The organism is Microbispora sp. H10830 (assembly GCF_014161375.1).
In the GTDB taxonomy this organism is placed as follows: domain Bacteria; phylum Actinomycetota; class Actinomycetes; order Streptosporangiales; family Streptosporangiaceae; genus Microbispora; species Microbispora catharanthi.
This window is the reverse complement of sequence record NZ_JABBWX010000017.1, coordinates 42,233-65,276: the sequence shown is the minus strand read 5'-3', so window position 1 is coordinate 65,276 and position 23,044 is coordinate 42,233. Positions and strand designations below refer to the sequence as shown.

Below are 23,044 nucleotides of genomic sequence, written 5' to 3'. Positions count from 1 at the left end.
GACGCCATACGCCGCCAGGGTCCAGAGGCGGTGCAAGAGGAGACGCTCCGCATGAAGTCCGAGTTGTTCCGGTTGTACGGCTGGGAGGGGTACCAGCGGGTCATCGCCAAGATGGAGAGCGACCTGGCGCGGCTGCACGAGTCACGCTGAGAGCCGCCGCCGGGACTCATCCGGAGGAGACGCCGGTCAGGCGCCGTCCGAGCCACTCGGTCACCCGCCTCACGAATACGACCCGGTTGGCCCGCCGCCGGATCTCGTGCCCCTCGTCCTCGAACAGCAGCAGCTCGCAGGGCACGCCCCGGGCCCGGGCCGAGCGGACGACCTGCTCGGCCTCGTACACCGGGACGTTGGTGTCCCGCGCGCCGTGCACCACGAGCAGGGGAGCGGCCAGGCGGTCGAAGGCGTGCAGGGGCGACAGGGCGTGCAGCAGGTCGCGGTCGGCCTCCGGATGGCCGTACTCGCTCACGGCCGCCGCCGCGATCCAGGGCTCCGTACGCTCGTAGAAGGTGGCGAAGTCCGCCATCCCGCACACGTCCACCCCGGCGCGGAAGAGCCGTGGATATGTGACGAGCGCGGCCAGCGTGAGGTAGCCGCCGTACGACCAGCCCAGGCACGCGAGCCGGGCGGGGTCGGCGAGCCCGGCCCGCACCAGATAGGCGGCGCAGTCGGCCACGTCGTCGATGGCGCGGAAGCGCGACGCGTGGTTGTCGGCGTCGCGGAAGGCCCGCCCGAACCCGGCCGAGCCGCGCACGTTCGGCGCGAACACGCCGATGCCGGCGGCCACCAGGCACTGGTACAGCGGGGTGAACACCGGTCGCTCCTGGTCCTCGGGCCCGCCGTGCAGGAAGACCGCGTACGGCGCCGGGCCCAGGACGCCGGGTGGCCGGTAGAGCCATCCGCTGAGCTCCAGCCCGTCGCGGGCCGGGACGCGCACGAGTTCGGCGTCCACGGCCCCGCCGAGCCGGCCGGCCCCGGCGACCGGCAGGTAGCGGCCCGCGTCCAGGTCGCACAGCACGACGTGCGACGGCTGGGCCGGACCCTCGACGGCGAGCACGGCCGCCCGGCCGTCCAGCGACAGCCTGATCGAGGAGACCACCTCACCTGGCGGAGCGGGGAGCGGGCGTCGCACCCACCCGGGGCCACCGCCGAACCCCGCACCGAATCCCGCACCGAACCCGGCCGCCGCGCCGCCACTTCCGCCACCGACCCTGCCCCCGGCGCTCGTGGCGGTCTCGGCATCCGCGCCCCCGGCGTCCTCGGAACCGCCGCCGGGGCCGTTGGCCGCCTCCAGCACCTCCAGTTCCGAGCGCCCGGCCGCGTTCCACACCAGCACGAGGCGGCGGCCGTCCACGCTGAGTGCGAAGCGATCCAGCTCGGCGTCCGGGCGCTCGGCCACCACGACCGGCAGGCCCTCTCGACCCCCGCCGACCAGCTCGTTGACAGGTCCGCCGACCGGCACGGCGACCAGCGCGGCGCGGTCCCGGCCCGTGTCGGTCAGCAGGTAGGCGGTTCCGCCGGTGGGGGAGAGCACGCCGTGCTCGGTCGAGCCGGGCAGGTCGGCAAGCAGCGACCGCTCGGCGACGCCCTCGGAAGGGCCCGTGCCGCTCCCCGACGGGCCCGTGCCACCCTCCGGGAGGTGCACGCCACCCGGGGAGAGGTCCTTGACGTACACGCGCCGGACTCCGCGCGGGCCGTGCCGCAGCAGCAGCCTCGCGTGGTCGCGGCTGACCGCCTCCGGCTGCAGCAGCGGCCCTGCGGCGACCGTCTCCCGGCTCCCGGTGGCCGCGTCGATCAGCAGGGCCTCGGTCAGCCCGGCCGCGGAGACCTCGGCCACCAGGAGCAGGTCGCCCCGGCCGGTCCACCCGACGAACCACGCCGATCCGCCCTCGGGCGCGGCCAGCGGGCGCAGGCCGCCGCCGTCGGTTCGAACCGTCCAGACCTGTGTGTGCTCGCCGCCGCCCGGCGCCACGAGCACGGCCAGCCGGTCTCCGGCCGGCGACCAGCTCACGTCGGCGACCGGCTCGGGGCCCGTGTCGACGACCCGTGCCCGCCCGCCCGGCCCCAGCGGCTGGACCCAGACCCGCGGCGCGCCGTCCCTGTCGCTGACGTACGCGACGGCGCGCCGGTCCGGCCCCGGCGTCGGCGTCCAGCAGCCCCAGGCGTCGAGAAAGCTGGCGTCGAGAAAACCGGGCCCGGGGAACGCGGTGCCGAGGAGGTGCTCCGCCATCAGATTCCTTGAGCCTGCAGCCACATCTCCAGCAGCCCGAGCTGCCACAGCATGTTGACCCCCGTCGTGGTGCGGTGGGCCTCCCGGTTCTCCAGCAGCTCCTCGACGTACGCCTTGTCGAACAGGCCGCGGGAGCGCGCGGCGGGCGCGGTGAGCGCGTCGCGCACCAGGTCGAGGAACGGCCCGTCGATGTGCCGGATCGCGGGCACCGGGAAGTACCCCTTCGGCCGGTCGACGACCTCGCGCGGCAGCAGCGCCCGGGAGGCCTCCTTCAGGATGCCCTTGCCGCCGCCGGCGAGTTTGAGCTCCGGCGGGCACGCCGCCGCCAGCTCGACCAGCTCGTGGTCGAGGAACGGCGTGCGGGCCTCCAGACCGTGGGCCATCGTCATGTTGTCCACGCGTTTCACCGGGTCGTCGGCGAGCATCAGCCGGGTCTCCAGGCGCAACACCGCGTCGAGCGCGGTCTCGGCGCCCGGCCGGTCGAGGTGGCGGCGGACGACATCGGCGCTCACGTCCTCCTCGGCCAGATGGCCCGATGCGACGATGCCGGTGAGGTCCTCGTGCGGCCGGTCGAAGAACTCCCGGGCGTACGTCGCGAAGGCCTCCTCGCGTGGCACGGCGGCCAGCGGGGGGAACCAGCGGTATCCGGCGAACACCTCGTCGGCGCCCTGCCCGGACTGCACGACCTTGACGTGTCTGGCCACCTCTCCCGACAGCAGGTGGAAGGCGACGCAGTCGTGGCTGACCATGGGCTCGCTCATGGCACGCACCGCCTCCGGCAGGCCGGAAAGCAGGCGGGAGTCCTCGATGAGGATGCGGTGGTGGTCGGTGCCGAAGCGTTCGGCGACCAGGTCGGAGTAGCGGAACTCGTCTCCGGCGTCGCCGCCGGCCGCGGGGAATCCGATGCTGAACGTCGACAGGTCCCGCTGGCCCTCCTCGGCCAGCAGGGCCACGATGACGCTGGAGTCGAGCCCGCCCGACAGCAGCACGCCCACGGGCACGTCCGCGACCATGCGCCTGCGGACGGCGGCGCGCAGCCGGTCGAGCACGGCCTCGCGCCAGTCGTGCGCGTCCATCCCCTCGTATCGCGGCAGGCGGGCGAAGGGCGGGTTCCAGTAGACCGTGTCATGGGAGGTCCCGTCGGCCTCGACCGTGCGTACGGTCGCCGGAGGCAGCTTGCGCACCCCGGCGAGGACGGTGCGCTCGCCGGGCACCAGCGAGTGGAAGGTCATGTAGTGGTGCAGCGCCACCGGGTCGATGTCGGTGTTCACCTCGCCCCCGGCCAGCAGCGCGGGCAGGGTGGAGGCGAAGCGCAGCCGCCGCCCGTCCCCCGACACGTACATGGGCTTGATGCCGAGCCGGTCGCGGGCGAGCGTCAGCCGTCCCGTCGCCGGTTCGAAGACGGCGAAGGCGAACATCCCCGCGAAGCGGTGCACGCAGTCGGGACCCCAGCGGTGGAACGCCTTGACCAGGACCTCGGTGTCGGAGTCGGAGAAGAAGCGGTATCCCTCGGCCCGCAGCTCCTCGCGCAGCTCGCGGTAGTTGTAGAGGCAGCCGTTGAAGACCGCGGCCAGGCCGAGGGAGGAATCCGCCATCGGCTGAGCCGCCTTGTCCGACAGGTCGATGATTTTCAGGCGCCGGTGGCCGAGGGCGACCGGGCCCTGCGACCACAGGCCCGACCCGTCCGGGCCGCGATCGTGCATCGCGTCGGTCATCCTGCCCACCGCGCCGATGTCGGCGCGCCGCCCGTCGAAACGGATCTCGCCGGTCAGTCCGCACATGTCCTACCTCCCGGCCGCCGCGAGTCGCCGGTCCCCGGATCTCGTCTCGGCCAGCAGGAGGTCCACCACGTCGGTCAGCCGGCCGCCGCGCCGGAACGCCTCGCGCTGCCGGGCGGCCGATCCGCCGTCCGCCAGCGCGCGGGCCGCCAGCGACGAGACGAGCGCCCAGTCGCCGGCCTCCTCCAGCTGCGGCCGGAGCCCCTCCAGCATCCGGACGACGACCGTGCGGGCCTGCTTCGGCACGCCCTCGGCGGGATCGACCAGCTCGCCCTCCAGCCCCGAGCGCGCCGCCCGCCAGGAGGCGGCCCGCACCAGCTCCGTACGCACGCAATCCTCGGCCGCGGAGGGCGGCGCGTCGGCGGCGAGGGCGTCCAGCTCCCGGCTGACGAGCGCGCGGAACAGCCCGGCGATCAGCACGATGTCGTCCACGCGCGGGCAGGCGTCGCACACCCGCAGCTCGACGGTCGGCACGTGTGCCGACGGCCGGACGTCGAAGTAGAGCATGCCGGGATCGCTGATGACCCCCGACCGGATCAGCTCGTCGACCATCGCGTCGTACTCCTCGGCCGACTCGAACCGCGTCGCGGGTCCCGCGGTCGGCCAGCGCTGCCACACCATGGACCGGAAGCTCGCGTAGCCGGTGTCGGCCCCCATCCAGTACGGCGAGCTGCAGCTCAGTGCCAGCAGCGGCGGCAGCCAGGGAGCCAGCCGGTGTGTGACGGCCACCGCGAGGTCACGGTCGCGCACCTCGGCGTGCACCTGCGTGCCGCAGATGAGCTGCTCGCGGGCGAGCGCCTGGTAGTCGGCCAGCATCTGCTCGTAGCGCGGATCGGGGGAGATCTTCACCGTCTCGGGATCGACCAGCGGGACCGTCCCCGCGGCGACGACGCCCAGGCCGAGGCCGTCCGCCGCGGCGACCGCGTCGGCGCGCAGCCCGGTCAGCGCCAGGGAGAGGTCCTCCAGACGCGTGCACGGGCGGGTGTTGGCCTCCACGACCGAGCGGTGCAACTCCTGCGTGAACCGGTCGGGTGGCAACTGATCGAGGAGCAGACCAGCGCGTGGGACGAGCTGCCGGGTTCCCAGGTCCACGACGTGGAACTCCTCTTCGACGCCGACCGTGATGTCCCGTGCGAGGTCCGTCATGTAACCGCTCCCCAGGCTGATGCGTGCTTTCGTGTCCTCTGCCCTGAAAGTCGGCTTACGCACGTCTCCGGTTTGGCATGGTGATGAAAGTTACAGGCCCTCACCGGAGGATCCCCAGCTCACCGGGATCGGCCGTGAGGGAGCCTTGACCGGGTCGCCGCCCCGCCGCCACGATCTCGGCGTTCCGAGCACGACCGTGACCGCAGGGGAGCCCGATGACCGGCCGCGCAACCTCCGTCCGACGCCGCATCTGGGCGGCCGCCGTCGCCGCGGTGCTGCTCACCGCCTGGCCCGCCGCGACGCCGGCCGGCGCGGTCGACGACCCGCCCGCGCCGGTGACCGGCAGCGCGACCTACTTCGACGGCCTCGGCTCGCCGTACGGCGGCTGCGGCATGCCGCAGTCCGAGCTGGACTCGCAGGACTTCGTCGCGCTCAACGTGTACGACACCCCCGGCGACTACTCCTTCTACCCCCGGCCGCTGACCGGCGCGAACGCGTCCAAGGCCGGGCTGTGGAACAACGGCCTCAACTGCGGCCGGTACGTGCAGGTGACCGTCTCCGACTACTGCACCGGCGTCAACGACGGCGCGCCCGGCCAGCCGTTCTGCCGCAACGGCTCGTGGGTCTCCGACGCCTACAACGGCGCCACGCTCACGATGCTCGTCGCTGACAGCTGCGGCGACTCCAACGGCTGGTGCCGCGACGACCGGTATCACCTGGACCTGTCGAAGCCGTCGCTCAACAGGTTCGCCAAGAACGGGGCGCCGGTCGGGGACATGTACCCGAACCACTGGAACAACCGCCACGTGACCTGGTCGTTCGTCCCGGCGCCCGGCTACAGCGGCGACATCAGGATCGGGTTCATGAAGGGCGCGCAGGCGTGGTGGCCCGCGATCGCGGTCTCCCACCTGCCCAACGGCATCCACGGGGTGGAGTACTACGCCGACGGCGCCTGGAAGCAAGCCCAGATGAACTCCGACATGGGCCAGTCGTACATCATCGGCGGGGTCACGCAGGGCGCGACGCGGTTCCAGATCCGGGTGCGCGACGTGTCCGACGCGCTGGTGAACGGCGGCCGGGTCTACAGCTTCGCCCTGCCCGCGTCCTGCGGATCGCAATGCGGCGCGGACTACACCGAGGCGAGCTACACCACGACGACGCCCAGCGGCTCGCCGTCGCCGTCACCGTCCGCGTCACCCTCGGCATCACCGTCCGTCTCGCCGTCGGCGTCCCCTTCCGCGTCCCCTTCTGTGTCCCCCTCCGCGTCGCCCAGCCCCAGCCCGTCCCCATCGGCGAACCCCGGGACCTGCCAGGTGACCTACCAGGTGGCCAGCTCGTGGCAGGGCGGGTTCACGGCGAACGTCACGGTCAAGAACACCGGCGCCGCGGTCTTGCCGGACTGGACGGTCACCTGGGACATGCCGTCCGGAGTGAGCCTCGTCAGCGGCTGGAGCGCGACCGTGACCTCCAGCGGCACCCGCTGGACGGCCAAGGCGCCCTCATGGGCGAGAAGCCTCGCGCCCGGCGCGTCGGCGAGCTTCGGCTTCCAGGCGTCCGGCCCCTCCTCGCCGGGGGCGAGCGGGTTCGCCTGCTCCTGACCCTCGCGGCCTGCTTCTGACCCGTCCGACCGTTCCCGACCTCCGGCCGGCTCGCGCGCCTCGGCGCCGCGCGAGCCGGCCGCTCCATATCCGCCGCGGGAGGAGAAAGGTCCCGCTGCGCAGGGACCAGCGGCCCTGCCCAGGACGAGGCGCAGGCGGTCGGATAGGGGCAGGAGCAGAAGGAGGAGCCATGACCGAACCCGTCATCGTGGGCACCGACGGTTCGCGCGCCGCGGCCGCCGCGGTGGAGTGGGCCGCGGGCGACGCGGCGCGCAAGGGCCTGCCTCTGCGGATCGTCCACGCGGTGGACCGCCTGCCGTACGAGATCGCGCGCTATCCGATCCCGATCGAGGACCAGCTCGACCGGGCCGGCCGGCGGATCCTGGAGGAGGCCGAGCAGGCCGTGCGGGAGACCCATCAGGCCGTCCGCGTGACCACCACCATGATCGAGGGCGACCCGTCCCGGGTGCTGCGTCAGGAGGCCGGGAACGCGGCGGAGATCGTTATCGGCGGCAGGGGACACGGCGGGTTCGCCGGCATGCTGCTCGGGTCGGTCGGCATGCACGTCGCCGGTCAGGTCGACGTCCCCGTCGTCGTGGTGCGTGCCGGGGTGTCGGCGCCCCACGGGCTGGTCGTCGTCGGGATCGACGGCTCCGACGAGGCCGGCGCCGCCCTGACCTACGCGTTCGAGGAAGCGCGGCTGCGCGACTGCCGCCTGCTCGCCCTGTACGCCTGGCGGCTTCCGGTGCACCCCTTCGCGCCCGAGATCACCTATGACGTCGACGAGGTGCGCAAGGCCCAGGAGGACTACGTGGCGGGCGCGCTGCGGACCCACCGGGACCGGTATCCCGACGTCGCCGCCGAGATGCGGGCCGTCTGCGGGCATCCCGTCGACGCGCTGGTCGAGGCCGGGGAGAAGGCCGACCTGCTCGTCGTGGGGTCGCGAGGGCGCGGCGCCGTCGGCGCGACGGTGCTCGGCTCGGTGAGCCGGGCGGTCCTGCACCACGCGCACTGCCCCGTCGCGGTGGTGCGGCCTCCCCGGAGCTGAGAACGGAGCGTGCGGACCCTACCCGCGAGTTGAGGGTTGCCGAAGGACCTACTGCGGATTTTCAGGAAAAGTCTCATAGAGGACTTGAATGAGAAACTTGAAGGAGGAAATCCAGCGAGAAAAGGACCTCGTGTGACCGAGAACGACGTCATCGAATTCATGATCGGCCTGCCGGCTGTCGTCGCCTTCACCGCCGCGGAGGACAACGGCGCTCCGCGGGCGGCATGGGGAGACACCTTCTTCTACTACGACCCCGACGACGAGCCGGCCAACCGGAAGATGCCCTTCGCCACGATCGTCGTGAAGGATTACGAGGGATTCGACACCGCCTCCGACCTGAACCGCCCCGGCGTCTTCCGGGTCAACATCGGGGTCGGCCGCGCCGTGTTCGAGGAACTGCTCGGCTATCCGCCGGCCGCGCACGCCGGCCACCACGAGGCGCTGGACTACCGCGTGCCGGACCGCATCCTGCCGCACCCCGTATACGCCGCCCAGTCGTGGATCTGCGTGCTCAATCCCGGCGACGCCACCGCCGCACGGGTGCGTGCTCTCCTCACCGACGCGCGCGCCCGTGCGGCCGCCCGCCACAGGACGGGTGAGCGGGCCACCCGCGCGTGAACCACCCGCACCCGCTGCCGCCCGGCGGCGGGTGTTAGCGTGGCCCGGGGGATGCGATCTTCGAGGAGGTCTCATGTCGGTTCTCGTCGCGTTCAGCGTCACGCCGATCGGCGCCGGTGAGGATGTCGGCGAGATCGTGGCGGAGGCGGTGCGCGTGGTCCGCGCGTCCGGACTGCCCAACCGCACCGACGCCATGTTCACCACCGTCGAGGGGGAGACGTGGGACGAGGTGCTCGGCGTCGTCAAGGACGCCGTCGCCGCCGTGGAGGCCCGCTGCGCCCGCGTCAGCCTGGTGCTCAAGGCCGACGCCCGCGCCGGGCAGGGCAGGCTCGACGCCAAGGTCGCCACCGTGGAACGCCACCTCGCCGAAGGCGCCTCCTGATCACCGCCGGGGGCGCGTGCCGCGCCGCCGCGTACGCCGGGGGAGCCCGTCAGGCGGAGGCGGCCAGGGCGGCCTTCAGCGCCGAGCGGGACAGGCGGTCGGCGGCGCGCGTCGTCTCGGGAAGCCGGTGACGTGGGGTCAGGGCCAGCACGTCGTGGCAGGCGGTCTCCAGGTCGACGCGGTGGCCGACGGAGACGAAGACCGGTTTGACGCCGTCCCGGGTGCGCAGCACCCGGCCGACCACCTGGCCGTCCAGGAGCAGTTCGCTCCACGAGCCGCGCTCCCGGCCGGGCGGCTCGAAGGAGCCGACGAAGGCCGTCTTGCCGACCCCGATCGTGGGCAGGCCGGTGAGCACTCCGAGGTGGCAGGCGAGGCCGAACCGCCGTGGATGCGCCAGGCCGTACCCGTCGCAGACGATCAGGTCGGGCGTGACGGTGAGCCGCTCCAGCGCCTCGACGAGGCTGGGCAGTTCGCGGAAGGCGAGCAGGCCGGGCACGTAGCCGAAGGCGGGCCGTCCCGGCACCGTCACCTGCTCGACCACCTCCAGGCTCGTCCCGTCGAGCACCACGACCGCGGCGGCCAGCAGGTCGTCGGCGTAGGCCACGTCCACCCCCGCGACCAGGGCGGGGTCACGGGGACCCGGGCCGGTCAGGTCCAACCGGGGCCGCAGGGCGTCCTGGATCGCCTGCGCCTCCTCGGCCGTGGCCGGAGCGGCGATGGAACAGACCTTCATGCGGGAACGATAGACGCCACCGGCGAGCGCGGCGGAGCGACCCCGTCGATCCCGCATCGTGGTCGGCCGCGGACCGGCGGGCCCGCAGCAGCGGGACGGCGGCGGCGAGCGCGGCGACGGTGGCGAGTGCCGCGGGCGCGACGCCGCCCAGCTCGGCCAGCCGCTCCGCGGGGCCCTCCAGGAGGCCCGCCACGCCGTCGGCCAGAGTCGTGAGGACGACCAGCAGAGCGCCTGTGCGGCCGAGCAGCCGGTGAGGCGTGACGGCCTGCCTGTGGCTGAGCAGGGCGACGGAGGCGATCAGCGTCCCGGTCGCCGGGACGGCGGTCCCGAGGACATACCAGATCCACCCCGGCCCGGTCCCGGACATGGCGAGCAGCAGGGTGAACGGCCCGCTCACGAGCAGGGCCCACCAGGCCAGGCGGAAGGTCCCGAGCCTCCGGTGCAGCAGCACGGCGAGCAGCGCCCCGAGGACGGACGGGATGTACGCCGGCGCGCTCATCAGCCACCGGGCGAACTCGCTGTTCGCCCCGCTCAGATCGCGGAACGCCGTCTCCCACGCTCCGCCCGCCACCGCGTCGGTGATCTCGCCGAGCAGGGCCGACAGCACCAGACAGAGGGCGATCGCCCGCAGCGCCGGATGCCGGACCGTGAAGCGGATCCCCTCCGCCGTCTCCCGCCACAGTCCAGCCCTGGGCGGCGGCGGCCTCTCGACGGCGGAGACCCCCAGGAACAGCGCCGCCGCCGCGGCCAACGCCAGGCCGACGGCGAACAGGAACGCGGAACCCTGCCAGACGGTCCCCGTCAGCCTCTGCGGCATGACGACGATCTGCGGCAGCAGGGCCAGCAGCAGGACGTTCGCCGGAAGCAGGCGCTCGCGCCGTACGACGGACGGCAGGTACGCGTCCCGGCCGAGCCCCGTCACCATCGCCAGGACGCCGCTCGCCGGCATCACCGCGAGGAGAAGCGGCCAGGTGGGTGCTCCGAGAGCTCCGGCCGCCGAGACGGACGTGAGCGCCCCCGCTCCCAGCAGCGCCGACACCACCAGGACGGACCGGCGGCGCGTCCGGTCGATCAGCACTCCCAGCGGCAGCGCCAGCACGAGGATCGCGACCGGCTCCACGGTCCTGTCGAACATGACGAGGAGCTTCAACGAGATTCTCCGGTCAGCGGTCCACAGAGCCGGTTCGGCCAGCGAGTAGGAGACGCAGACGACGACGGCGGCGAGTGCGAAGAGCGCGAACCGCCGTCGTGCGGGGCTGGGGGAGGCCATCCGGCGATCTTCGCCGCGACCGTCCGGTCCGCGCAAACCGCGCCGGCGGCCGCGTCAGTAGCCCCGCGCCGGATCGATCCGGCCCAGCAGCGGCTCCCCCCGCAGGTAGCGGGCGACGTTCTCGCGCACGCGCTCGGCGAGGCTCTCGGTGAGGCGGGCCTGCGGGTTGGCGCTGTGCGACGTGATGAGCACGTTCGGCTCGGTCCACAGGCCGTGCCCGTCGGGCAGCGGCTCGGGGTCGGTGACGTCGAGGGCGGCGCCGCCGATCTCGCCGGCGCGCAGCGCGGCGAGCAGGGCGTCGGTGTCGACGAGCTCGCCCCGGGCCACGTTGACCAGCCACGCGTGCGGGCCCAGGGCGCGCAGCTCGTCCCGCCCGACCATCCGGTAGGTCTCCGGGGTGGCGGGCGCGGCCAGGATGACGTGATCCGCCCGTGGCCAGACGGCGGCCAGGCCGTCGAACGGCACGGTCGCGGCCGCGCCCTCCACAGGCTCGCCCGAGCGGTTGACCGCGAGGACGTTCGCCCCGAGGGCGCGCAGCGCGGGGATGACCGCCCTGCCGATCCCGCCCGCGCCGACGACGGCCACCGTGCTTGCGCGCAGCGTGCCGGGCTGGTCGCGCTGCCACGTACGGCTACGGGCGGCGGCGGGCAGCCGGTGCACCCCGGCCAGCAGCAGGGCGAGGGCGTGCTCGGCGACCTGCGGGGCGTAGGCACCCGCAGCCGAGCACCACACACGTGTGGAGTCGACGAGCCCCTCCCGCGTCCACCGTTCGACGCCCGCGGAAGGCAGCTGGACCCAGCGCACGCTCGGCGTCAGGTAGTCCCGCACGCCCTCCGGCCGCGAGTCGGTCCAGACCAGCGCCTCCGCCCGGCGGGGATCGCCGACCACCTCACCACCGGCGGCGCGGACGGATTCGACGATCAGCGGCGGGTCCGCCGGGGCCACACAGACGGTGAGCACGCCTGTCCCTTCCTGGTCGCGCCGGGCGCCTCCGCGGCGCGGGTTTCCTCCCCAAGAGTATGGTCCGCCCGCTTCGGCCGATCACCGCCCCGGTTCATCGCGATCAGGACGGGGCCCTGCGCGGTCAGCCGCCGTTGTTCGGGTGCAGGACCACCTTGGTCCAGCCCTTCTCCCGCGCGTCGAAGTGCGCGTACGCCTCGGGCGCGTCGTCGATGTCCAGCTCGTGCGAGACGATCCAGGACGGCCGGGCGCCGGCCTCGTGGATGAGGGCGCACAGCTGGCGGTTGTAGTTCTTGACGTTGCACTGGCCGGTGCTCATCGTCTGGCCCTTGTACCAGAAGGTCCCGTAGTCGATGGCCATCTCTCCCCGCTTGTAGAGGTCGTTCCCGCCGCCGGGGTCGCGAGGGAGGAAGAGGCCGACGACGGCGATGTTCCCGGTGAACTTCACCGACTTGACCAGGTCGTTCAGCGTCATGTTGGGACGCTCCGAGCCTTCCGGGTCGTGCGCCTGGAAGCCCACGCACTCGCAGCCCCGGTCGGCGCCGATTCCCTGGGTGAGCTCCAGGACCTGCTCGACAGGGGAGGAGCGGGAGTCGTCGATCGGGATCGCGCCGATCTCCTCCGCCTTGGCCAGCCGGTCCTGATGGTGGTCGATGACCATCACGCCGCTCGCGTTCCTGAGCAGGGCGGAGTAGGCGGCCATCAGGCCGACCGGGCCCGCGCCGTAGATCACGACGGTGTCGCCCGGCTGCACGCAGGCGAGCATGGTCGCGTGCCAGCCGGTGGGCCAGACGTCGGCCAGCATGACGTAGTCGGTCTGCTTCTCCCGCGCGTCCTCCGGCAGGATGAGGCAGTTGAAGTCCCCGTACGGCACCCGCAGCAGCTCGGCCTGGCCGCCGTTGTACGGGCCCATGTCGGCGTAGCCGTACGCGGCTCCGGCCAGGCCCGGTACGGGGTTGGTGGTCAGGCAGAAGGCTGTCAGACCCTTCTCGCAGTTGGCGCAGAAGCCGCACGAGATGTTGAACGGCAGGCACACCATGTCGCCGACCTTGACCCGGTCGACGGCGTCCCCGATCTCCACGACCTCGCCGAGGTTCTCGTGACCGAGGACCCGGCCCGGCGCGAAATTGGTCCGGCCCTCGTACATGTGCAGGTCGGACCCGCAGATGTTGGAGGTGGTGACGCGGACGAGCACGTCGGTGTGCCGTTCGATCCGGGCATCCGGAACGGTGGTGACTTTGACCTTTCGAGGGCCTTCGTAGACCACGGCTTTCATGGCTACTCTCAAACGCGATCGTTACGGCGGACGCGTGTCGATGCGGCGCGCTGCGCGGCCCCGCTTACCGCGACGGCGGCCCAGTGCCAATGCGTACCGGGCCGATGCGTTCCGGGCCTCCGCGCCCGCGCTGTATCGATGTGAGAGGCGTACCCCGCCGGGTGGGGAGAAAACGGGTCTAACCGTGCGGGAACCGGAGGGGGAGCCGGGCGCCGAGCACGAAGCCGCCCTCGGGAGTCGGCCCGGAGAAGAAGCGGCCCTGCGCGAGGGAGACGCGCTCCCGGATTCCGGCCAGGCCGAACCCGCCGCCGAGGGAGGGCGCCGCCCTGACCGTTTTCCCGCCGGTGTCGGCGCGGTCCGGCGTGTCGACCACGGAGACGGCCACCTGGTCGCCGCTGACCTCGCAGGTGACATGTACGAGGGAGTCCGGTGCGTGCTTGCGCACGTTGCTGAGCCCCTCCTGCACCAGGCGGTAGCACGCGTGCGAGACCTGTCTCGGCAGCGCCCCGGGGGGAGCGTCGAGGCGGAGATCGACCTTGAGCCCGCTCGCCTGGGCCTCGCCGACCAGCCGGGCGATCGCCTCGGTGCCCTCGGCGAGGTCCCCGTCCTCGTGCCGGAGCACGGTGAGCAACTGACGCAGTTCGCCGAGTGCCTGTACGCCCTTGTCCTCGATGACCGCCGTCAGCTCCCGGATCTCGCCCGGCTCGGTGGCGTCACGGGCCATGCCCGCGTTGAGCACCATGGCGGTGACCGCGTGGGTGACGGTGTCGTGCATCTCCCTGGCGATCTTGCGGCGCTCTTCGGAGGCGGCGATCTCCTCGCGTTCGCGTACGCCGACACGTAGATCCCGGATGAGCCGCCGGTAGGCGTACACCCAGGTGCCGACCACCGCGGGCAGGTAGATGAGGGTCAGCGCACGGATGATGTTCAAGTAGACGGAGTGGTCGGTGTGAGGGTTGCGGTAGTCGACGGCGAAGTAGACCACCGTCAGGGCCATGGCGACGTACTGCCACCGGCGCACCCGATGCTCGGCGGTCATCGAGAAGACGGCGAGGATCATCGGCACGACCTGCCCGGTGACGCAGGCGCACGCGGCCGAGGCGACGATCGCGGGCCAGGGGGTGCGGCGCCGCACCAGCATGGCCGCCGCGGTGATCACCCCTGTCGCGATCTCGAGCCCGTCCGGTGCGCCGCCCCAGATGGAGAAGCTGTAACCGATGAGCGTGGTGGGGACGGTGAACGCGATGACGGCCGCGGCCAGGGCCGCGTCCACGAACCAGTCGCGGCGCACGTCCCGTATGTTCCACATGCTGCTAGTTTGCGACTTTTGCCCGGTGCTCGTCACATCGGCCTTCCCTTTTTGCGGGTGCCGGACGCCGCAGGGGGCGGGCGCGGTCTTGACGCAATCAAATGAACGACCATTTAATTCCGTCGTGGGCCGGATCGCGGGTGTCACCGCCGCCGAGACGCGGGAGCGGCTGCTCCGCGCGGCCGCCGACGTGTTCGCCCGGCGCGGGTACGACGGCACGCGCGTGGCCGACATCGCCGCAGAGGCCGGGGTGAGCAACGGCGCCCTGTACGCGCACTTCGGCTCGAAGGCCGAGCTGATCGTGGCCGCGCTGCGCGCCCACGGGCCGCGGCTCCTGGCCGACCTGCTGGCCGCCGACCCCGATCGGCCGGTCGCCGACCTGCTCGTCGCCGTGGGCCGCCGCCTCCCTCGCCGTCCCGACGCCCGCGGCTCCCTGATCGTCGAGGCGCTCGTCGCGGCCCGCCGCGACGAGGACGTGGCCCGTCCGATGCACGACTACGTCGGCGAGCGGGCCGGCTGGCTGGCCGGGCTCGTCCGCGCCGCCCAGGACGACGGCGAGATCGATCCGGCGCTCTCGCCCGGCGCCGTCGCCCATTTCTGTCTCCTGCTCGCGATGGGCAGCGCACTCCTCACGCCGGACCTGCACGCGGTCGGCGACGAGGAGTGGACCGCCCTGCTCACCCGCCTCGTCACCGCCATCGCCCCGACCGACCCCACTCCGCGGACGCCACTGAGAAAAGGGGAGCACCAGTGAAAGTGCAGATCGATCCCGAGCGCTGCCAGGGACACGGCCGCTGCTACGACCTGTCGCCCGGCCTGTTCACCGAGGACGACGAGGGCTATGGCCAGGTCGCCGGCGACGGCGTCGTGCCGGCGGGCGGCGAGCGCGCGGCGCGGGTCGCGGCCTCCAACTGCCCGGAGAAGGCGATCGTCCTCGTCGAGGAGGCCTGACATGACCGTCGACGATCGCTTCGTCCGCGACTTCCGCGAGGGGCAGGAGGAGCCTCTCGGCACCCGCAACGAGATCATCACCGGCCCGGTCTCCGACTGGGCCACCGACTTCTCCCACCTGGAGCCCGACTGGGCCGCCGATCCGTACCCCATCCAGGACGACCTGCGGGGGCGCTGCCCGATCGCGCACACCGAGAGGTTCGGCGGCGGGTGGCTGCCGACGCGGTACGAGGACGTCGCGGCGATCGCCTACGACACCGAGCACTTCTCCTCCCGGGCGATCATCATGAGCAACTACCGGCCGCCCAGGGATATCGCGCCGGTGGGAGCCGTGCCGCCGATCTCCTCCGACCCGCCGTTCCACCACGACGCGCGCAAGCTGCTGCTCCCGGCGTTCACCAAGAAGGAGGTGGCGAAGCGGGAGGAGGCGGCCCGGGCGTTCTGCCACTCGCTGATCGACGGGTTCGAAGGCGCGGAGATCGTCGACGCCGCCCGTGACTACGCGCAGCACATCCCGATGCGGGTCATCGCCGACATGCTGGGCTTCCCGCCGGAGGACGGGCCCAGGTTCCGGGAGTTCGTCGAGCACGCCCTCGAAGGCGTCAACCTGCCGCCGGAGCAGCGGGTCGCGAACATGGGGGAGCTGTTCGACTACCTGCTGGAGCAGATCCGCGACCACGTCGCCGACCCGCGCGACGACCTCACCACCTATCTCATCGACGCGGAGCTGTACGGCCGCAAGCTCGAGCCCTCGCACGTGGCCGGCACGATGGCCCTGCTGCTCATCGCCGGGATCGACACGACGTGGAGCGCGATCGGCGCCTCACTGTGGCACCTGGCGAAGACCCCGGCCGACCGCGAGCGCCTGGTCGCCGAGCCGGGCCTGCTGCCGACCGCGATGGAGGAGTTCCTCCGGGCGTACGCGCCGGTCACGATGGCGCGGATGGTCAAGGAGGACATGCACTGGCGCGGCGTCGACATGAAGGCCGACGACTGGGTCCTGCTGTCGTTCCCGGCCGCCAACCGCGATCCCGCGCAGTTCGACCGGGCCGACGAAGTGATCATCGACCGCGAGATCAACCGGCACGCGGCGTTCGGGCTCGGCATCCACCGCTGCGTCGGTTCCCATCTGGCCCGCATGGAGCTCCGGGTCGCCCTGGAGGTCTGGCTGGAGCGGGTCCCCGTGTTCGGCCTCGCCGACCCCTCGACGGTGACCTGGGCCCCCGGCCAGGTGCGGGGGCCGCGCACGCTTCCGCTCCGCATCGGCTGACCGCCCGCGGGGCCGTCCGCCGGGGTCCGGATGAGCGTCATCGGGTCCCCGGGCGGGGACGCGCGGCGCCGGCGTACGCCGCCAGGGTGTGCCGGGCGGTGCGCGCCCAGCTGTAGCGCTCCCGCACGTACGCGGCTCCCCGCAGGGCGAGCCGGTCCGCCTCCTCGGGGTCGGCGAGGAGGCGCAGCAGGGCCGCGGCCAGCTCGCCGGGGTCGTCGCGTCCGCAGCGAACGGCGCCGTCGCCGACGACCTCCGGCGAGTAGCCCGGCCCGACGACCACGGGACGGGCGAGCGCCATCGCCTCGACGGCGACCAGGCCGAACGGCTCGTACACCGACGGGAAGACGCAGACGTCGGCGGCCAGGAAGTGCGCGAACACCTCGGCCGAGGCGAGGAAGCGGTTGCCGGCGACCACGTGCCCGGAGGTCTGCGTCCGCTCGATCAGCCGGGTCACCGTCGCGGCGTCGTCGGTCTGCGGCGCCTGGGCGCCGATGAGCACGAACCGCGCGTCATCGTGCTCGGCGGCGACCCGCGGCACCGCCCGGATCAGCGTGTGCACCCCCTTGTGCGGCGACGGCCGCCCGGCGAACACGACGAGCCGGCCCTGCCCGCCGGGCAGGTAGCGCCGCCGCACCTCCGCGCGGACCCGGTCGCGCTCGCCGCCGGGCAGTCCGGCCAGCCGCAGCAGGCCGGGCTCCTCGAAGCCGTGCGGCACGACGAGCATCCGGTCCGCCGGCCAGCCGCGGGCGGCGAGGTCGTCGCGCATGCGGGCGCTCGGCACGACGATCAGGCGCGCCGTCCTCGCCTGGGCCGTCTCCAGAAGGTCGAGGAGGACGGCGTACGCCGACCTGTGCCCGGCTCCGGAGGCGTTCAGCTCGCGGGTGTGCACATGGAACACGACGGGCAGCCGTCCCAGCACGCGGCACAGGATCCCGGCCACGCAGCCCATCCAGTCGTGCACGGCGACGACCGCCCCGGTCCGTCCCGCCTCCGCGCGCAGGATCCGGGCGGCTGCCCGCACGTTGAACGCGAGCAGTCCGGCGACCCTGGCGAGCCGCCGCACACCCGGGGGGAGGACCGGGCCCCCGCGCAGGCCGTAACCGGGGGTGCGCAGGCGGTGCAGCGTGACGGCGCCCCGGCGTTCCGTCCGGGGGGCCCGGCCCCGGCGGGCCGTGGCGCCGAAGACCACGACCGGCACCCCGGAGTCACGCAGGGCGTCCATGATCCGCTCGGCGTACCGCCCCAGCCCGCCGACGACGTCGGGCGGGACCTCCGAGCAGACGGCGTAGACGCGGACGCCGGAGGGGACGTGATCAGCGGTGGGCACGGCGCGAACCTAGTCGCTCACACCCCGCCCGGCAAAGACCGTGGCGGGGCCTGCCGTGATCACGGGAGAAAGGAGAGGAGAACCGATGCGTGTGGTGGTGCTGGGAGCGGTGCGGCCACCCGTCGGTGACTACGTACGGAGCGGTGCCAGGTCGTCGCCCGCTCCGGAACAGGCACGGACCACGTCCGCCGTGAGCGTCACCCCCGGTACGCCGCACAGCACCTCATGAAGGTCCCGCGAGGCCGCCAGCTCCCGGAGCGACTCCGGCAGGTCCTGCACGCCGGAACCTTCCGTGATCCGATCGACGGCCTCGGGATGCGACTCCAGGTAGTCCGCCAGCTCCGGCCATCGGATGCGAAGAAGCGTCCACAGCGCGAGGGCGTCGGTCGGCACCAGACTGCCCTCCAGAACGCGCACGGCACGCAGGACGGTGTAGGTGTTGACGAACCGTTTCATCGCGCGCGGATTGCTGTGCAGCAACCGCGAGAACTTCGCGAGGGCGTGGTGGGAGACGTCCTGTACGCCGGCGTCGAGGATCCGTTCGACCGCCTGCGAGGCCACGATCTCGCGGACCCGGGGGTCGGCTTTCGCCAACGTCTCCAGCACCTCGATTTCGTCGCTGCTCGTGGTGAGCGCCGCACGGACCCGGTCGGCGGTGGCCGGCGGGGGCTTCGCGACGCTCACACCGAGCAGTTCGCCGAAGTACAGGTCCCGGCTGGCCCCGCCGAGTTTGGGCATGGGGACGCTGAGCTGGAAGAGCTTGTCCAGGAACAAATAGCCGATCGGACGCCCCGGCTCGGCGACCGCCGATGTGAACGTCTCGTAGGCGTTCTCGTAGGCGCAGCGCAGCCAGGCGCCGTCCATCGCGACGACGAAGCTCGGGGCGTGGAAGTCCGGAGTGCGGCGTACGGGCCGTCGCCAGTGCTCGGGCACGTCGCGGACGAGCGTCTGGACGGAATCGAGGAAGTTCACGACGTAGTCGGCGTTGCAGCGGTCGAGGTCCTCCACGAAGACGACGATGGGCCGGCCGGCGTGGCGCACGAGCCAGGCGATGTGCTCGGCGACGTCGTTCATGGGGTCGGTGTGGGACTGCTCGAAGGTGCGGGCCCTGCGCGCCGATCCCCACATCGCGTACCTGCTGACGAGTATCCCGGCCGTCCACAACGCGCCGGCCGCTCCGACGACGGTGGTCACGGTCTTGAACGCCGGCTCGACGCTGCGGGCCGTGATGACGCCCGCTCTGAACAGGATCGCGGCGAGGAGCGCCGTGCCGACCAGGAGCAGGCCTGACAGCACCTGAGGGGCGCCGTCGCGACGGACCCGCGCGAGAAGCTCTCGTACGAGGAAGAAGGGACGCCGCCAGCGGGGCCTGTGCTGGACGACCGCCTTGCGGACCGTGGTGAGCAGCGCCCACCAGGGTGGTTCGATCCGCACATGCCGCCAGGTGTCGAAGAAGGCCACGATCGAGTCGCTCCGCAGGTCGCGGGCGAGCAGTTTGAGCAGGGTGCTCTTGCCCGTCCCCCACGAACCGTCGATGTGCACCAGAAACGACGCGTCCGGGGCCTCCGTCCGCGCGTGGCGCAGTTGCCTGGCGAGCACGTTCGCCAGCGCGGCCCGCTTGAGCACATCGTGGTCGGCCGGCGCGTCGCTGACCCACTGCGTGCGCTCCCGGCCGCCGGGCGCGAACTCTCCGGGCCTTCGGCGCCGGTCCTCGGGAACCTCGGCGGCTCGCTCCCGAACAGAGCGGATGACGGCGTCGAACTCCGGCCACGTCTCGGCGAGAACGGGGGCCGGGCTCATGTACGCGACTCTGCCGCCTTCCCCGTCCGCCGCGAAGAGGATGCCGAGCACCGCGCCGAGCTCGGGGCTCCAGACGGGCGCTCCGGAATAGCCGGCCGTGAACCCCGCGCTGCCGGTGGCCTCCAATTGGACGGCGCCGTGCGGCAGGCTTCCCACCGTGCGCCCGGACGCCCAGAGCCCGCCCGGGCTGCCGGGTGGGAAACCGTAGGCGCTGACCTGAAGGCCCGGCGGCGCGGCGGGGGCGAACCCGACCGGCCGGACGTCCTGCGGCAGCGGGGCTGCTTCCAGCCTGAGGACGGCGAGGTCCCCGGTTCCGAGCTCGGAATCCGGCACCTGCGGCGCCAGGAAGTGGACGCTCGCCCGCAAGGGCCCCTTGCGCAGGAACGGGAAGTCCACGAGCACGGTCTCCGGCGGTTCCTCCTTCCCGCGAACGATCACGTGCGCGCACGTGAGCACGAGATCCGCTGCGACGAGCACGCCCGCTCCCGCGATCGCCCCCGTTCCGTCGGAGACGCGCGCGATGGCCTGCTCGACTCCGGAAGCCGGGGGAGGAGTGCTCATGGTCACATCGTCCTACGCCCCGACGGGACATGTGGCACGTCTCACCCCCAGACGTCGACGGGGGCACCACCGCATGACGGGTGGTGCCCCTCTTCCGGTCACTTGGCCGTGTTGTCGACCTCCAGCACGAGCGGCGCGAGCTCGAACCGGTCGAGGTTGGGCGCGTACGCCGTCGTGTTGCCGAGGACGAGCGCGCCGGAGGCGGTCGTCAGGGTGAGCGGCGTCGCCTGGGACCAGAAGTTGTCCCACGCGTAGCTGTGGCGGAACACTCCGCGCGCCGTCGCCCCGCCCGTCTCGGTGATGTCGAGGAACCGGCTGATGACGTCGGTGTTGTAGGGGTGCCCGGTGTTCCTGTCGGCGTTGGCGTAGTGCGCCACGAGGACGTACTCGCCGGGGCCGAAACCGCTGGGCCGGGTGAGGGTGAGCGTGTTGCCCGCGCCGTTGCCGACGTCGCCCACGTAGGCGCCCGCGGAGGCGTTCGAGCCGCTCGTGGCGGGGACGGTGACCACGCGGGCCGTTCCGGCGCGCCGCGCCTGCTCGGCCTCGACGCGGTAGGCCGCCGCGTCCGCCTCCTCGGCCCTGACCGTGGTCAGGCCGCGCAGCCGCAGGCCGGCCGGACCGCCCACCTCGATCACCGAGACGCCGGTGGGGAGGTACACGCGGGCCCGGGAGGCCGCCTCGCCGGGGCGCGTCGCCCGCACACCCGCGATCCGTCGTCCGTCGACGCGGACGTCGAGGTCGCCGGCTCCGGCCGCCTTGTAGGAGAAGGTGAGGTCGTAGTAGCCGTTCTCGCTCACGGCGGCGAAGAACGTGGCCCGGGCGCCGCCGCCGAGGGTGACGGCGGCGCCCTTGCCCTCGCGGGTCATGCCCGCGCCGCCGGACAGCCGGGCCTCGTCGGCCGGGTACGCCGCCCGCTCGGGGCCGGTGATCTCGGTGAGGTCGAACTTGTCCAGCGTGACGTCGCTGCCCGGCAGCAGGGTCGTGCCGTCGGCGCTGGTGCGCAGGGACAGCTCGTGGGTGCCGGCGGTCAGCTCGACCTCCACGTCGGTGCGGCCGCGGTAGGTCCAGCCGAGGTCGGCCGAATACTGCACGATCTGGTCGAGCGTGCCGTCCACGAACAGCGCGTGCCTGCCGGGAGCCTTGTTCGCGCCCTGGAAGATGCCCAGGCGGTAGCGGCCGTCGCGCGGCACGGTCACCGGGAACGTGACGGCGGAGCCGGCCTTGTTCATGGAGCCGACGTCCCGCTTGCCGGAGGTCGCGTAGATCTGCGGGTCCGCGGTGGTGTCCTTGCCGTACGCCTGGGCCGAGGTGAGTGTGGCCGACTCGGCCTCCACCGAGACGCTCCACGGCGCGTCGGCCGCGGGTGCGCCGCCGCTCGACGGGACGATCGTGACCCGGTAGGCGGCCATCACGTCGCCGCCCGGCAGGTTCACCTGGAGCGTGCCGCCACGCAGGGTGGTCCGGGTGGCCGCCACGACCGGCGGCTGCACGGCGTCGCCCTCGTAGCCGGTCCACGTCGTCTTGGACACGACGACGTCGACCTGCGTGCCGAAGACCGCGGAGTCGAGCCCGGAGACGTCAAGCCGGACCGGCGCGGCGCCGCCGCCGACCAGCACGGTGCCCCGCCGTACGGAGGGGTCGACGGCCGCGAGGGCCTGGACCGTGTCGGGGACGTTCGGCTGCGGCGGGGTCACCTTCACCGTCTGCCCGGTCAGGTCCGCGTACCACTTGAGCAGCCACCACGCGCCGTTCCCCTGGCGGGTGCGCACCGCGTGGTCGGAGAGGTTGCCGGCGTAGGTCCAGAAGGCCATGTCCGCGTCCACCTTGGTGTCCTCGAACATGGTGATCCACTGGATCATCTGGCCGGGGACGGACATGTCGCGCCGGTTGCCGTACTCGTCGATGTTGATCGGCAGCGGGCCGACGCCGAGGTCGCGCTCCATCTGCCGGTAGTCCTCGTAGTGGCCCCGGTAGTCGGCGAGGCTGCCGCGAGACAGTTCGTGCCAGGCCATGATGTCCGGCAGGCAACTCTTCGCGCCGCAGGTGTTGTCTTTGGCCCAGGTGAGGAAGTCGCGCAGGCGGCCGGGGTTGTAGCTCGCCTCGTTCGGGCCGACGATGCGGGCGCCGGGGTCGATCGACCGGATGCGCTCGACCACCGCCTTCCAGTCGCTGAAGAACTTCTGCTTGAGCTGGGCCCAGTTCTGGTACCAGATCCAGTCGGGCTCGTTGAACGGCACCCAGACGAACCTGTCCTTGTCCTGCGGACGCTCCGTGACGACCTTGCGCACCATCGCGTCGACCTTGGCAAGGTAGTCGTCGATGCCGAGGTTCTCGTAGGGCCACTTGCTGTAGACGTCCTGCATGTAGACGACGATCTCCTCGCCGCCCGCCGACAAGAAGCCGTCCGCGATCTTGAGTGCGTCGCCGTTGGGGTGCTGGTCGCCGTCCGGGGCCTTCTGGGCGACCGTACGCGGCCGGGCGCCGGCGACGAGGGAGTCTCCGGGGACGCCCGGGTCGGACAGGCCGTACAGCATGCCGGTCGCGCCGCCGTGGACCGGCCCGGTGCGCTGCCCGAAGTCCACCGCGACGACGTCGGCGGCGGCGGTGTCCGCGCCCGCCGGTCCGGCGACGGGCCCGGCGGTCAGGGTCGCCGCGGCGAGGGCCGCGGTCGCGGCCGTCACGCGGGCGCGCCGGGATGACCTTTGTCGGTGCATGGGTGTCCTCTCCTGTTACCGGGGCGCGCGAGCGCCCGGAGGGGGTGGTACGGCGGGCTCGGCGGGCACCGCCGGG

The 23,044-nt window shown here is 72.8% G+C and carries 18 protein-coding genes; 7 read left to right on the top strand and 11 right to left on the bottom strand.

Annotation, left to right across the window (positions count from 1 at the left end; translation table 11 throughout):
* Nucleotides 1-166 precede the first annotated feature (166 nt).
* From HHX35_RS34030 to HHX35_RS34020, 3 genes are read right to left on the bottom strand one after another with little or no spacing between them, the layout of a single operon-like run.
* Nucleotides 167-2,227, bottom strand: a complete 2,061-nt coding sequence (locus HHX35_RS34030) for an alpha/beta fold hydrolase (RefSeq protein WP_182902755.1) — start codon at nucleotides 2,225-2,227, stop codon at nucleotides 167-169.
* Nucleotides 2,227-4,008, bottom strand: a complete 1,782-nt coding sequence (locus HHX35_RS34025) for an N-acetylglutaminylglutamine amidotransferase (protein WP_182902754.1) — start codon at nucleotides 4,006-4,008, stop codon at nucleotides 2,227-2,229. The genes HHX35_RS34030 and HHX35_RS34025 overlap by 1 nt, the downstream gene beginning before the upstream one ends.
* Before the next feature lie 3 nt (nucleotides 4,009-4,011).
* Complete coding sequence (locus tag HHX35_RS34020) at nucleotides 4,012-5,151, bottom strand: glutamate--cysteine ligase (RefSeq protein WP_182902753.1); 1,140 nt, start codon at nucleotides 5,149-5,151, stop codon at nucleotides 4,012-4,014.
* Between the two features lie 215 nt (nucleotides 5,152-5,366).
* Between HHX35_RS34020 and HHX35_RS34015 the strand changes: the two genes are divergently transcribed.
* From HHX35_RS34015 to HHX35_RS34000, 4 genes are all read left to right on the top strand, one after another.
* Nucleotides 5,367-6,749 (top strand): cellulose binding domain-containing protein, encoded by a 1,383-nt coding sequence (locus tag HHX35_RS34015; RefSeq protein WP_182902752.1) that lies wholly within the window; start codon nucleotides 5,367-5,369, stop codon nucleotides 6,747-6,749.
* A 190-nt stretch (nucleotides 6,750-6,939) separates the two neighbouring features.
* Nucleotides 6,940-7,797: a universal stress protein gene (locus HHX35_RS34010; RefSeq protein ID WP_182902751.1), complete on the top strand. Its 858-nt coding sequence runs from the start codon at nucleotides 6,940-6,942 to the stop codon at nucleotides 7,795-7,797.
* A 132-nt stretch (nucleotides 7,798-7,929) separates the two neighbouring features.
* Nucleotides 7,930-8,415 carry a DUF6194 family protein gene (locus tag HHX35_RS34005; RefSeq protein WP_182902750.1) on the top strand — a complete coding sequence of 162 codons (486 nt, stop codon included), beginning with the start codon at nucleotides 7,930-7,932 and terminating at the stop codon, nucleotides 8,413-8,415.
* 73 nt (nucleotides 8,416-8,488) lie between these two features.
* A complete protein-coding gene (locus HHX35_RS34000; RefSeq protein ID WP_182902749.1) occupies nucleotides 8,489-8,797 on the top strand; it encodes a thiamine-binding protein in 309 nt (102 codons plus the stop codon).
* A gap of 49 nt (nucleotides 8,798-8,846) precedes the next feature.
* Here the strand turns inward: HHX35_RS34000 and HHX35_RS33995 are convergent, their stop codons facing one another.
* The 5 genes from HHX35_RS33995 to HHX35_RS33975 form a co-directional block, all read right to left on the bottom strand.
* Nucleotides 8,847-9,530, bottom strand: a complete 684-nt coding sequence (locus tag HHX35_RS33995; RefSeq protein ID WP_182902748.1) for an endonuclease V — start codon at nucleotides 9,528-9,530, stop codon at nucleotides 8,847-8,849.
* Entirely contained in the window at nucleotides 9,427-10,800 is a 1,374-nt protein-coding gene (locus HHX35_RS33990) for a hypothetical protein (protein WP_182902747.1), read from the bottom strand. Before HHX35_RS33990 ends, HHX35_RS33995 begins: the two co-directional genes overlap by 104 nt.
* 54 nt (nucleotides 10,801-10,854) lie before the next feature.
* Nucleotides 10,855-11,760 carry a D-isomer specific 2-hydroxyacid dehydrogenase family protein gene (locus tag HHX35_RS33985; RefSeq protein WP_182902746.1) on the bottom strand — a complete coding sequence of 302 codons (906 nt, stop codon included), beginning with the start codon at nucleotides 11,758-11,760 and terminating at the stop codon, nucleotides 10,855-10,857.
* A gap of 124 nt (nucleotides 11,761-11,884) precedes the next feature.
* The gene (locus tag HHX35_RS33980) at nucleotides 11,885-13,036 is read right to left on the bottom strand and encodes a glutathione-independent formaldehyde dehydrogenase (RefSeq protein ID WP_182902745.1); all 1,152 of its coding nucleotides are present in this window, start codon (nucleotides 13,034-13,036) and stop codon (nucleotides 11,885-11,887) included.
* Between the two features lie 178 nt (nucleotides 13,037-13,214).
* Entirely contained in the window at nucleotides 13,215-14,345 is a 1,131-nt protein-coding gene (locus HHX35_RS33975) for a sensor histidine kinase (protein WP_182902744.1), read from the bottom strand.
* Nucleotides 14,346-14,469: 124 nt separating this feature from the next.
* Here HHX35_RS33975 and HHX35_RS33970 point away from each other — a divergent pair, with 124 nt between their 5' ends.
* The 3 genes from HHX35_RS33970 to HHX35_RS33960 are packed head-to-tail and all read left to right on the top strand — an operon-like array spanning nucleotide 14,470 to nucleotide 16,566.
* The gene (locus tag HHX35_RS33970) at nucleotides 14,470-15,099 is read left to right on the top strand and encodes a TetR/AcrR family transcriptional regulator (protein WP_182902743.1); all 630 of its coding nucleotides are present in this window, start codon (nucleotides 14,470-14,472) and stop codon (nucleotides 15,097-15,099) included.
* On the top strand, nucleotides 15,096-15,296 hold the full coding sequence (locus HHX35_RS33965; RefSeq protein ID WP_182902742.1) for a ferredoxin: 201 nt from the start codon (nucleotides 15,096-15,098) through the stop codon (nucleotides 15,294-15,296). The genes HHX35_RS33970 and HHX35_RS33965 overlap by 4 nt, the downstream gene beginning before the upstream one ends.
* Before the next feature lies 1 nt (nucleotide 15,297).
* Nucleotides 15,298-16,566, top strand: coding sequence for a cytochrome P450 (locus HHX35_RS33960; protein ID WP_182902741.1), 1,269 nt, complete (start codon nucleotides 15,298-15,300; stop codon nucleotides 16,564-16,566).
* Between the two features lie 37 nt (nucleotides 16,567-16,603).
* Here the strand turns inward: HHX35_RS33960 and HHX35_RS33955 are convergent, their stop codons facing one another.
* The 3 genes from HHX35_RS33955 to HHX35_RS33945 form a co-directional block, all read right to left on the bottom strand.
* Nucleotides 16,604-17,893 carry a glycosyltransferase family 4 protein gene (locus HHX35_RS33955; protein ID WP_182902740.1) on the bottom strand — a complete coding sequence of 430 codons (1,290 nt, stop codon included), beginning with the start codon at nucleotides 17,891-17,893 and terminating at the stop codon, nucleotides 16,604-16,606.
* 129 nt (nucleotides 17,894-18,022) lie between these two features.
* Nucleotides 18,023-20,254 carry a P-loop NTPase fold protein gene (locus tag HHX35_RS33950; RefSeq protein WP_182902739.1) on the bottom strand — a complete coding sequence of 744 codons (2,232 nt, stop codon included), beginning with the start codon at nucleotides 20,252-20,254 and terminating at the stop codon, nucleotides 18,023-18,025.
* Nucleotides 20,255-20,352: 98 nt separating this feature from the next.
* Nucleotides 20,353-22,968: a CBM35 domain-containing protein gene (locus tag HHX35_RS33945; protein ID WP_182902738.1), complete on the bottom strand. Its 2,616-nt coding sequence runs from the start codon at nucleotides 22,966-22,968 to the stop codon at nucleotides 20,353-20,355.
* Nucleotides 22,969-23,044: the final 76 nt, after the last annotated feature.